At 46.9% G+C, this 12156-nt stretch carries 11 protein-coding genes; 5 read left to right on the top strand and 6 right to left on the bottom strand.

Going from position 1 to position 12156, the window contains the following annotated elements; genetic code table 11:
* Positions 1–46: 46 nt before the first annotated feature.
* From gyrB to dnaA, 6 genes are all read right to left on the bottom strand, one after another.
* Positions 47–1963, bottom strand: coding sequence for a DNA topoisomerase (ATP-hydrolyzing) subunit B (gene gyrB / locus ACTTK7_RS12440; RefSeq protein WP_462868413.1), 1917 nt, complete (start codon positions 1961–1963; stop codon positions 47–49).
* Between the two features lie 82 nt (positions 1964–2045).
* A complete protein-coding gene (gene remB / locus ACTTK7_RS12435; RefSeq protein WP_462868395.1) occupies positions 2046–2330 on the bottom strand; it encodes an extracellular matrix regulator RemB in 285 nt (94 codons plus the stop codon).
* Between the two features lie 13 nt (positions 2331–2343).
* Positions 2344–3462 (bottom strand): DNA replication/repair protein RecF, encoded by a 1119-nt coding sequence (recF, locus tag ACTTK7_RS12430; protein WP_462868394.1) that lies wholly within the window; start codon positions 3460–3462, stop codon positions 2344–2346.
* A 10-nt stretch (positions 3463–3472) separates the two neighbouring features.
* On the bottom strand, positions 3473–3697 hold the full coding sequence (yaaA, locus tag ACTTK7_RS12425; RefSeq protein WP_022792944.1) for a S4 domain-containing protein YaaA: 225 nt from the start codon (positions 3695–3697) through the stop codon (positions 3473–3475).
* A 202-nt stretch (positions 3698–3899) separates the two neighbouring features.
* A complete protein-coding gene (dnaN, locus tag ACTTK7_RS12420) occupies positions 3900–5042 on the bottom strand; it encodes a DNA polymerase III subunit beta (protein WP_462868393.1) in 1143 nt (380 codons plus the stop codon).
* A 146-nt stretch (positions 5043–5188) separates the two neighbouring features.
* Positions 5189–6529 carry a chromosomal replication initiator protein DnaA gene (gene dnaA / locus ACTTK7_RS12415; protein WP_462868392.1) on the bottom strand — a complete coding sequence of 447 codons (1341 nt, stop codon included), beginning with the start codon at positions 6527–6529 and terminating at the stop codon, positions 5189–5191.
* A gap of 625 nt (positions 6530–7154) precedes the next feature.
* On the opposite strand from dnaA, the gene rpmH reads away from it, so the two are divergent.
* The 5 genes from rpmH to mnmG all read left to right on the top strand — a co-directional run bounded on the left by rpmH (position 7155) and on the right by mnmG (position 12088).
* A complete protein-coding gene (gene rpmH, locus ACTTK7_RS12410; protein ID WP_079474470.1) occupies positions 7155–7292 on the top strand; it encodes a 50S ribosomal protein L34 in 138 nt (45 codons plus the stop codon).
* A gap of 98 nt (positions 7293–7390) precedes the next feature.
* Complete coding sequence (rnpA, locus tag ACTTK7_RS12405) at positions 7391–7753, top strand: ribonuclease P protein component (RefSeq protein WP_462868391.1); 363 nt, start codon at positions 7391–7393, stop codon at positions 7751–7753.
* A gap of 175 nt (positions 7754–7928) precedes the next feature.
* Complete coding sequence (jag, locus tag ACTTK7_RS12400; RefSeq protein WP_462868390.1) at positions 7929–8567, top strand: RNA-binding cell elongation regulator Jag/EloR; 639 nt, start codon at positions 7929–7931, stop codon at positions 8565–8567.
* 217 nt (positions 8568–8784) lie between these two features.
* A complete protein-coding gene (mnmE, locus tag ACTTK7_RS12395; RefSeq protein WP_462868389.1) occupies positions 8785–10161 on the top strand; it encodes a tRNA uridine-5-carboxymethylaminomethyl(34) synthesis GTPase MnmE in 1377 nt (458 codons plus the stop codon).
* Between the two features lie 46 nt (positions 10162–10207).
* Positions 10208–12088 carry a tRNA uridine-5-carboxymethylaminomethyl(34) synthesis enzyme MnmG gene (gene mnmG, locus ACTTK7_RS12390; RefSeq protein WP_462868388.1) on the top strand — a complete coding sequence of 627 codons (1881 nt, stop codon included), beginning with the start codon at positions 10208–10210 and terminating at the stop codon, positions 12086–12088.
* The last annotated feature ends 68 nt before the right edge of the window (positions 12089–12156 follow it).

Raw genomic sequence — 12156 nt, 5'->3', positions numbered from 1 at the left:
TTTAATTCGTTCGCGGGGGTTTCTTTGTTTACCTTAGTGCCGGCTCTTATACGTCGAGATTTTGTACGTAATGCGCGTTTTCCTGGATAAAGTCACGACGTGGCTCTACCTGATCGCCCATCAGTGTTTCAAACACTTCATCAGCCAGCATTGCTTCTTCAAGTGTCACCTGCATCGTCGTTCTGGTGTCCGGATCCATGGTCGTTTCCCAAAGCTGGGTCGGATTCATTTCTCCAAGCCCTTTGTAGCGCTGAAGATTTGGTTTTGGCTGTGCCGGCAGTTCGGCCAGTGCCGGCTGAAGTTCACGCTCGAAAAAGAGATAGCGAACGTGTTTGCCCTGCTGGACCTTGTACAGAGGCGGCTGGGCAATATAAATATAGCCTCTTTCAAGCAGCGGCCGCATATAACGGTAAAAGAAGGTTAGCAGAAGAGTGCGGATGTGAGCTCCGTCCACATCGGCATCCGTCATAATAATAATACGGTGATAGCGGGCCTTTTCAATGTCGAATTCATTACCGATGCCCGTCCCAAGAGCTGTAATAATAGTTCTGATCTCATTGTTGGCAAGGATTTTATCCAGACGCGCTTTTTCCACGTTCAGGATTTTTCCGCGCAGCGGCAGAATGGCCTGGAAATGCCGGTCCCGCCCCTGTTTGGCTGATCCCCCGGCAGAGTCGCCTTCGACAATATATACTTCACTGCTTGCTGCGTCCCTTGAGGTACAATCGGCCAGTTTTCCCGGCAGGGAGCTGACCTCGAGGGCGCTCTTACGGCGGGTTAATTCCCTTGCTTTTTTTGCAGCGTCCCGGGCCCTTGAGGCCATCAGGCCTTTTTCTACGATCGTCCTTGCCGTATCCGGGTTTTCGCTCATAAATCTCGAAAAGTGCTCCGAGAATAATGAATCTGTAATAGTACGGGCTTCCCCGTTTCCTAATTTTGTTTTTGTCTGCCCTTCAAACTGCGGATCCGGAATTTTCACGCTGATAATCGCAACGAGGCCTTCACGCACATCGTCCCCGATTAAGTTCGGGTCGTTTTCTTTAAACAGGCTGTTTTTGCGGGCATAGTCGTTAATAACCCTGGTCAGTGCCGTCCGGAAGCCCGATTCGTGGGTGCCGCCTTCATGGGTATTAATATTATTTGCAAACGAATACACATTGCTTGTATAGCCGTTGTTGTACTGCATAGCTACTTCAACCTGAATATCGTTGCGGGTCGCTTCCAGAAAAATCGGCTCTTTATGGAGAGTGTCCTTCTGGCGGTTCAGGTATTCCACAAAGGAAGCAATGCCGCCCTCGTAATGATAGGTCTGCACCTGCTCTTCTTCTGTGCGTTTATCAGTACACGTAATATGGAGCCCACGGTTAAGAAAGGCGAGTTCACGCACACGGGTCGTGAGCGTTTCAAATTCAAACTCGGTCGTTTCTTCAAAGATATCCGGATCCGGCTTGAAACGGATCTTCGTGCCCCGCTTCTCTGTCTTGCCGACTTTTTCGAGGTCGTGCTGCGGAATACCACGGCGGTAAGCCTGCTGATAAATTTCGCCCTCCCGGTGCACTTCGATATCAAGCGTTTCAGAAAGAGCGTTCACTACGCTTGCTCCTACGCCGTGAAGACCACCCGAAACCTTATAGCCGCCGCCGCCGAATTTACCGCCGGCGTGGAGCACGGTCATAATAACCTCTACGGCCGGACGTCCCATTTTTTCGTGCATACCAACAGGCACACCACGTCCGTTGTCTTCTACGGTAATGCTGTTATCTTTTTCAATCGTAATATATATTTGGTCGCAATAGCCGCCCATGGCTTCATCAATGCTGTTATCAACTATCTCCCACACTAGATGGTGAAGTCCCCTGGACGTTGTAGAGCCAATATACATGCCTGGACGTTTCCGGACTGCTTCGAGTCCTTCAAGTACCTGGATCTGATTTTCATCGTATGAATTTTGGTTCATCGACAATCTGTTCACCTTCGCTTCCTGCGGGATCAATTCTCGCGTGTAGTTCATAAATATCTGCCGCTGATTTCATCTCTTTGTACGCTCAGTCCTCTTTCGCCGACTGTATTTCTTCATGATATTCATCATATTCTGAAATAATCTGCGATCTGCGCTTCAGCGTTAACGAAGAAATAGGGGAGAAATAAACCTTCTCTTTTGTAACCACGACGGATTTTGCTTCGGAGTCTGCAATTTGTTCTTTATCGTCATTTTCCACTGCCTGCAGGAACTTTCTTGTGATACTTGAAGAATCCTGGCTGCTGCTGTCTAAAATTGCAATGACGTCTTTTGAACGTATTACGGTGCCGTCGCCTAAATGTATAAACAATGTGATTCACCACCTACTGTTTTTCCAATTGTCCCTGGCGGGCGATAAATACGGTTGCCCGCTCGATTGTCTCGTGTTTGATGCTTTCAATGCTTGTCGTTGTCACAAAGGTCTGTACTTTCCCCTGGATCGCGTCCAGTAAATGAGACTGGCGGTGCTGATCGAGTTCAGAGAGTACGTCATCAAGCAGCAGGATGGGATATTCTCCTACGTAAGCACGGATCAGCTCGATTTCTGCCATTTTTAACGATAGGGCAGCGGTCCGCTGCTGGCCCTGGGAGCCGTATGTTTGTACGTCCCTTTCGTTGACCAGAAGCTTCATCTCATCCCGGTGCGGTCCTGCAAGTGACAACCCCCGGCGGATTTCATTTTCTCTGCGGCGCTCAAGCTCTGCCCGAAGCTGTTCAGCTAGCACTGAGGCTTCCATTTCCGCATGAATGTTTGCAGATGGGTCATACTGCAGCTCCAGCTGCTCCCGCCCCTGGGTGATCCTTGTGTGGATCTCTGAAGCCCAGCCTTCGAGCTGCTGTAAAAATCCGTAGCGCCGCTGAATTACTTTAACGGCTGCTTCGATGTATTGTTCATCGATCACCTCAAGTGTTAACTCCTGCTCCCGGCCCGGCACCGGAAACATGCCCTTTAGCAGCTGGTTGCGCTGCTTCAGAACACGCTGGTACCTGGAAAGATCATGAAGATACACCGGACTGATCTGTCCAATCTCCATATCAATAAAACGCCGCCTCATATTCGGCCCGCCTTTTACAAGGTTTAAATCCTCCGGGGCGAACATGACGACGTTACATGCGCCAATATATTCACTTAGCTTTTTTTGTTCGATGCCATTCTTTTTTACTTTTTTTCCTTTAGCCGAAAGAATCACTTCGAGATCAACGTGACGCTCTTCCCGCTCTACTGAAGCTTCAATGCGGGCAAATTCGTGATTCCAGCCAATAAGCTCCTTGTCTTTGGAAGTCCGGTGGGATTTTGCAAAAGCAAGCATATGAATAGCTTCCATCAGGTTTGTTTTTCCCTGGGCATTTTCCCCCACAATGACGTTTACAGTGTTCTCTATTTGCAAAGCAATATCACCGTAGTTGCGATACTGCTTGAGCCGAATGTTTTTTACATACACAGGCCTGTGCTCATCCTTCGCCGGTACCGATAGTGAAGCTTCCGTTCTCTTCGACTTCCACTACGTCCCCTGGATACAGCTTTCTTCCCCTGCGGGCTTCTTCTTCTCCATTCACTTCTACAGCGAATTCAGAGAGAAACCACTTTGCCATACCACCTGTATCGATGATTCCAGCTTCTTTGAGGAACTGGCCGAGTGTTATATATTCGGTTGTGATATTAATCGCCTCTCCCATATCGATCCTCCCGACGCCGGATATTAAAGCATAATTATTACTTCTGCCTGTTTCCGAACATATTTCATTCATACTCTATATTTTACTAAAAATAAGCGGAAAATGCCAGTATATCGCACTATTCGTTTCATATTCCCTGTCAGCATAACATAAGAAAACGGCCTCCTGTTTTTTTACAAAAGGCCGTATAATTGTTCAACTTTTAATACGTGCGTACCGGCGAAAATAAATGCAGCATCTGATCATGGTCTGTTGGCCGCACCACAAATGGGCTCATTGCCCCGGTAAATTGAATATGAATTTTTTCACTGTCGATTACTTTCAGGGCATCTGTGATATTTTTTCCGTTAAACGAAATGCGAAGTTCTTCTCCGTCTATTTTATCACAATCGATGTTTTCCGTCACTTTCCCAATTTCAGAGGAAACGGAGTTGATCTCTACCCGTCCGTCCCCGATTGTTTTTAAGTTGATCACGTTGTTTTTTGTTTCTCTTGAAAGCAGCAGTGCCCGGTCAAGTGACTGCAGTAATTCTTTCGTAGACAGCTCCACCCCGGTTTTCGTTTCAGAAGGAATCATATTTTTTGTGACCGGATATTTCCCATCAAGAAGCCGGGAATAAAACAGGAGATGCGGAAAACGGAACATTACCTGGGTTTCCGTAATAATGATTTCCACGGTGGAATCATCATCGCTCAACAGACGGCTTAACTCATTCAGGCTTTTGCCTGGAATGACAATATTGGACAGGTCAGGTGCATCCGAACCTGCTTCGAGATTTGCTTTCCGGAGAGCGAGCCGGTGGCTGTCTGTAGCAGTACAGATTAGTTCTCCGTTCTCACTTTCAAGGTTTACACCTGTCAACACCGGTCGTGTTTCCTGGGCCGACACGGCAAAAACCGTCTGGCGGATCATATCCTTGAGTAAGCTCTGCGGCAGATGGAACATATTTGTATCATCGAGCTTTGGAAGCCGTGGGTATTCTTCTGGGTCCAGACCGTTCAGGTTAAATACGACAGAGCCGGAACGGATCGTAGTCGCGAACTGGTCCTGTACGACGACTTCAATTTCTTCTCCCGGAAGCTTTTTTACTATTTCTGCAAAAAAACGGGCCTGGAGTACAATGCTCCCCTGCTCCTGCACCTGAACATACTGATTATCGTTTTCCTCTGTAGGGATGAATGTTTCGATGGATATATCAGAATCACTGCCGGTTAACGTTACGCCATCGGCAGCTGCAACGATTTTAATTCCGGTCAGTATCGGAATTGTCGTTCTGGAGGAGACAGCTTTATTTACGTTTTGTACATGTTGCACAAATTGATCTCGATCGACGGTGAAATGCATAGGTCATCTCCCTTTATATATATTGTTTTTAAAGTAGTAATAGTAGTAGGGCTTGTTAGTAATGTGGATAAATAAGATTTGAACTGCTAAATCAGGCAGTTATACCTGTGAATAGGTTGTGTATAACTTCGGTTTGTTATCCACACCTATGTGCGTAATTGATCGATGATCCCCTGGACCGTTTTTTGCAGTTCTGTATCTGTCGACATCAGATTCGATATTTTTTCGTGGGCGTGAATGACGGTTGTGTGGTCTCTGCCGCCAAAAGCCTCGCCGATTTTCGGCAGAGAGGCATCCGTCATTTCCCGGGACAGATACATGGCGATCTGACGCGGGAAAGCAATGCTCTTTGTACGCTTTTTTGCTTTTAATTCCGGCACAGGCATCTGAAACTGGGTCGCTACCCTCTCCTGGATATGCTCAATAGTGACTGTCTTTGGCTGCGCAGTGGGAATGATGTCTTTCAAAGCTTCAGCCGCGAGGTCGGCATTCATGTCCTGATTGATCAGCGAAGAATAAGCGACGACACGGATGAGTGCCCCCTCAAGTTCACGGATGTTTGTATCGATTTGGTTGGCAATATAGAGCATCACCTCGTTTGGAATATCAAGCATTTCTGCTTTCGCTTTTTTACGCAGAATAGCAATTCTTGTTTCCAGATCCGGCGGTGTGATATCAGTGATTAATCCCCATTCAAACCGGGAGCGGAGCCGGTCTTCAAGCGTTGGTATTTCCTTTGGCGGCCGGTCGCTTGAGATGACAATTTGTTTGCTTTCTTCATGAAGCGCATTGAAGGTGTGGAAAAACTCTTCCTGGGTCTGTTCTTTTCCCGCTAAAAACTGAATATCGTCGATAAGCAGCACATCGACGTTTCGATATTTGTTCCGGAAATGCACCGCTTTGTTGTCCCGGATAGCATTGATGAATTCATTGGTAAACTTTTCGGAGGACAAATACATAACTTTGGCATTGGGATTATGATCGATAACATAATGACCGATGGCATGCATCAAGTGGGTTTTTCCAAGGCCGACGCCGCCGTAAATAAACAATGGATTGTATGCTTTGGCAGGTGCTTCAGCTACTGCAAGCGATGCGGCATGGGCAAAACGGTTCCCGGAGCCGATCACAAAAGTATTGAAGGAGTATTTATCATTCAGCATGCTCTTTGGAGGGTCCTGGCTGGAACCGGACGGAGCCACTTTTGGAGGTGCTGGTTCATTTTCAACCGGCGCTTCAGCCTGCGGTATTACAAATTTCACCTGCAGCGCGGATCCGGTAATGTCTTCTAAAGCGTCAGTAATCAGGTTTGTATAACGGCTCTCCAGCCAGTCACGGGCAAACTCGTTCGGTGCTTCAATAATAACGGTATCCCCTTGAAGATCCGAGGCCTCAGTCGCTTTCAACCATGTTTCATAGCTTGGTTTACTTACTTTTTCCTGCATTAGTTCCAATGTCTGGTTCCATAAATCAGTAATATTTTCCAATAAGGACGCACTCCTCTCGTACAGGTTTAGCAGTATACAATGGTTTAGCTAAAGACTCAAATCACTGGAAAGACAGAAAAGGCTTCTATCTTATCATGGTGAAAGAAAGAAACCCAATAAGTGAATATGCGGGAGATGCATATTATATGCGGTATGAAATTATTGTGCAATAATAATAAAATTATGTAAAAAAAAGAAATACACATAATGCACAGGGCTGTGAATAACATTGTTCAATGGCTGTGGAAAATTATCCACAAAGTTATCAACAGCTGTGGATAATGTGACTCTGAATGGAATGTTATTAACAGAAACTTAATCCATAATAGCAAATAAAAAGATGAATAACAACGGGAACATATTTGTTTATCCACAAACTCAATAACTTGTGCATAGAAACTATCCACAGCACTAGATTATGTGTAAAAGTTGTTCATAACGCTGTGGGCATTTTTCCTGTTCGCTTTTGTCTATCCACATAGTAAAGAAGAATTGCTGTGTACAAAAGCAGGAAAAACAGAGTCCTGTACCGCCCAGGGGGTGGTTGACAGTTTTTCTGATTCTCTATATAATTTATGGGAATGTTTTCGAACGTTTATTACTCCTTGAGGAGGTGCGATACACTATGGGAAAACCAACATTTACCCCTAACAACCGGAAGCGTAAAAAAGTACACGGTTTCCGTGCGAGAATGGGAACAAAGAACGGTCGTCAGGTTTTGAAAAATCGTCGTCGTAAAGGTAGAAAAGTATTATCTGCATAAGAAGGCCACGGATTCTATCCAGTGGTCTTTTTTTCTGTCTTCAGCCGGAAAGAAAATAAAAATGCCGGCAGCTATTATAGAAAAAGGGGGGCCGGGTAATGAAAAAGCACAATCGTTTAAAGAAAAATCACGAGTTCAGCTATATTTTTGCGCACGGAACTTCCGTTGCCAACCGGCAGTTTGTGCTTTACACCTTAAAAAAAGAGGAGCAGGTTCATTACCGGGCAGGCCTCACTGTCAGTAAACGAATGGGAAATGCCGTCATGCGCAACCGGATCAAGCGTTATCTGCGCGAAGCTTTATCAGAGCTCGAACCCCGGATCCCGGGGGGCTACGATCTGGTAGTTATAGCGAGGAAGCCGGTAGCGGATATGGATTACCATGAAACGAAAAAAAGTTTGACTCATGTATTTAAAAAAGCCGGTTTGTTAAACTCAGGGAAAGCAAAGCCGAAAAGGTAAACAAAAAGTCGTTTTCGCTTTTGAACCGGCAGCAGCCGGTAAAGGAAAGTACTTTTAAAATAAAGGGATTTCTGCTGGTGCTGAAGAAATTATTTACAGGAACCATGCAAAATTAATACGAGAATGGTTTTACACATATATGTACGTGCAGCAATGGAATGGGGAGGGCGGGGTAATGGTGAACCAATCAATGAAGGTTTCGGGGAAAACAGTAGAAGAAGCCTTGGACACAGCTATGCAGGAGTGGGAAACAACCATAGACCGTATCGAATATCATGTGCTTGAACAACCAAAAAAAGGCTTTCTTGGTATTGGAGCGAAGCAGGCTTCCATAGAAGTAGTCCTTCGAATTGATCCTGTAGAGGAAGCGGCTGCATACTTAAAAGATCTGGTCCGGGCTATGAATGTAGAAGCAGAGGTGGAAGTAAAGATCTCAAGAAAGCATACTATGATGGAGATCAAAGGCTCTTCTCTAGGCCTTCTGATTGGAAAACGCGGCAAGACCCTCGACGCGCTCCAGCATCTTACGAACACCGCCGCCAATAAGTACGCTGACGCCAGACAGCATATCATCATTGACGCTGAAAATTACCGGGGGAAACGAAAAGAATCGCTGCAGCGGTTTGCAGAGCGCATGGCGGGAAAAGCTATCCGGGAAAACGGCACAATTAAACTTGAGCCCATGGACGCAGCGGAGCGAAAAATTGTTCATCAGACTCTGCACCAGCATAAAAATGTTGAAACAACGTCGTCCGGGAAAGAACCAAGACGCCATGTAATAATCACCCCTGCTGCAAAAGAAAAGCAAAAATAGAACGAACTGCCGCCTGGTGCCCAGGCGGTTTTTTAAATACAGAGGTCATCTGTACACAGGTTATCCACATGTGGATAAAAACCTTTTGCGAACTGCTTTCATATGATATTCTATTTAGTTAGAAGCATACAAGGAAATGACGAAAACGATGCCGAATAAAGGTGTCGTCCTTTTCGTGTGTCCAATAGATGAAGAAAAACCCAGGGAGGGTTGATGAATGGAAACAGATACAATTGCCGCGATTTCCACTCCGAGCGGAGAAGGGGCTATTGCAATTGTCCGCCTGAGCGGAGACGAGGCGCTTGCTATTGCAGATCATATATATAAGGGCAGAAAATCTCTTCATAATGTGGAAACTCATACGATCCATTACGGGCATATTATCGATCCGGCGGACGGCTCTGTCATTGAAGAATCCATGATTTCTGTGCTCAGGGCCCCGAAAACATTTACACGAGAGGATATCGTAGAAATTAACTGCCATGGAGGGCTGGTTTCGGTTAATCGTGTGCTTGATAACGTATTAAGTCAGGGAGCGCGGCTGGCGGAGCCTGGAGAGTTTACAAAAAGGGCATTTTTAAATGGTCGTATTGATCTGACACAGGCAGAAGGTGTCATGGACCTGATCAGGGCTAAAACTGACCGGGCTATGCAGAGTGCTTTAAAACAGGTGGAAGGAAGACTTTCCGAACGGATCCGTAAGCTTCGCCAAAAGCTTCTCGAAACAGTGGCCAATGTGGAAGTGAATATTGATTACCCTGAATTTGATGCTGATGTCGTAACGACGAAAGTTTTAAAGGAAAATGTAGCATTTGTCGGTGAAGAGATCGACCAGCTGCTCGTAACGGCGAGACAGGGAAAAATTATGCGGGAAGGGCTCGGCACAGCGATTATCGGCCGGCCGAACGTAGGAAAATCCTCCCTGATGAATAATCTGGTACATGAAAATAAAGCGATTGTAACGGAAGTGCCCGGCACTACAAGAGACGTGCTCGAGGAGTATGTAAACGTCCGGGGCGTGCCTCTTCGTTTAATTGATACTGCCGGCATACGTGAAACGGAGGACATTGTGGAAAAGATCGGCGTAGAGCGCTCCCGCCAGGTGCTCCAGGAAGCGGAGCTGATCCTTCTTGTCATCAACAGCGCAGAGCCGCTGTCCGATGAAGACCGAGCATTATTTCAGGCAGTTCAGGGCATGAATGTTATTGTTATAATGAATAAAACGGATCTTCCCAAGCAGGTGGACGAGGAAGAACTTCGGGAGTATACATCCGGCCGGCCGATTATTGCCGCTTCTTTTCTGAATGATGAAGGCATCGACAGTCTTGAAGAAGCCATTGCCCATCTCTTTTTTGATGAAGGAGTAGAGGCAGCAGACATGAATTATTTGTCCAATGCCCGCCATATTGGGTTATTGAACCAGGCAAAACGTTCGGTGAATGACGCTTTGGAAGCCGTGGAAATGGGAGTTCCGGTAGACATGGTACAAATTGATATTACCCGGGCCTGGGAACAGCTCGGTGAAATTGTCGGAGAAAACGTGCACGACGGATTAATTGATCAGCTGTTTGCCCAGTTTTGTCTCGGAAAATAGATACGTCTGCTGCAGGCGGAGGCTAATACTAGAAGGAGGAACCGTAATGAGTTACAACGGAGGAAATTATGACACGATTGTTATCGGTGCCGGACATGCGGGCGTAGAAGCAGGGCTTGCTTCTGCACGCATGGGAGCCAGCACATTGATGCTGACGCTGAACCTGGATGCCGTAGCATTTATGCCGTGCAACCCGTCTGTAGGAGGGCCGGCAAAAGGGATTGTCGTTCGCGAAATTGATGCGCTCGGCGGAGAAATGGCTAAAAATATCGATAAAACGCATATCCAGATGCGTATGCTTAATACAGGAAAGGGACCGGCTGTACAGGCACTCCGCGCCCAGGCTGATAAATATCTTTATCAGCAGGAAATGAAGCGGACCCTCGAAAATACAGAAAATTTAACGATCCGCCAGGGCCTGGTGGAGGAATTGATCGTTGAAGATGACGTATGCAAGGGCGTAGTCACTAACACTGGCGCGAGCTACTATGCTTCATCGGTCGTAGTGACCACAGGCACTTATCTGCGCGGCAAAATTATTCTCGGAGAACTCGCGTATGAAAGCGGGCCGAACAACATGCAGCCTTCCATCAATTTGTCGGACAGCATTAAAGCGCTCGGTCTTGATATGGTCCGGTTCAAAACCGGTACGCCGCCGAGGGTAAACAGTAATTCCATCGATTACAGTAAAACAGAGATCCAGCCCGGTGATGAGCAGCCGCGGGCCTTTTCCTACGAAACGGTGGAATTCATTACCGATCAGCTGCCATGCTGGCTCACCTATACTGGTGCAGAAACGCATGAGCTGATCACGAACAACCTGCAGCGCTCTCCGATGTATTCCGGTATGATAGAAGGAACCGGGCCGAGATACTGCCCTTCAATTGAAGACAAAATTGTGCGTTTTAACGACAAGCCAAAGCACCAGATTTTCCTCGAGCCTGAAGGCAGAAATACAGATGAAGTATACGTGCAGGGACTCTCAACCAGTCTTCCGGAGGACATCCAGTTTGGCATACTCAAAACAATTCCGGGGCTTGAAAATGTAAAAATGATGCGCCCGGGATATGCGATCGAATACGATGCCATTGTTCCGACGCAGCTATGGCCGACCCTTGAAACAAAAACCGTGGAAGGTCTCTTTACGGCCGGCCAGATTAACGGCACGTCCGGATACGAAGAAGCCGCTGGCCAGGGAATTATGGCGGGAATTAACGCAGCCTGCAAAGCACAGGGCAAAGAAGGCGTCATTCTCGACCGCTCGGATGCTTATATCGGGGTATTGATTGACGATCTGGTCACTAAAGGCACCAATGAACCATACCGGCTGTTAACGTCGAGGGCGGAATACCGTCTGCTTCTCCGTCATGATAACGCCGACCTGCGTTTAACCGAAATCGGCCATGAGATCGGACTGGTTCCGGAGGCCCGCTACGAGCGATTCGTGCATAAAAAAGAATCGATCGAGGCCGAGAAAAAACGATTGGAAAGCTTTACTCTGAAGCCGAATGAAGAAATCAATAACATGCTCATTTCCCGCGGTTCTACAGCGATGAAGGAAGCGGCTTCGGCGGCTCATCTGATGAAGCGGCCGGAAATCGGTTATGCTGATGTTGCTCCATTTGCCGACGCTCCGTCGTCTATTGCGCCGGATGCAGCTGAGCAGGTGGAAATCCAGGTGAAATACGAAGGATATATATCCAAACAGCTTGAACAGGTCGAGCGGATGAAGAAGATGGAAGAAAAGAAAATTCCGGAAAGCATCGATTACCATTCCATTTCCGGTATTGCAATTGAAGCGAGACAAAAGCTTTCAGAAGTACGTCCGCTTTCTGTCGGCCAGGCGTCCCGGGTATCCGGTGTAAACCCGTCCGATATATCTATACTGCTTGTGTATATTGAACAGGGCCGTATGGCAACAACGTAACAGTGCGTGACAAAGCCCCTGCTTACCGAAAGCAGGGGCTTTTTTCAAGCTGCGCCGTCTCTCTGGGG

This window comes from Marinococcus tarijensis, from assembly GCF_054971385.1.
The sequence above is the reverse complement of the archived record's forward strand: the minus strand, read 5'-3'. Positions and strand labels throughout refer to the sequence as shown.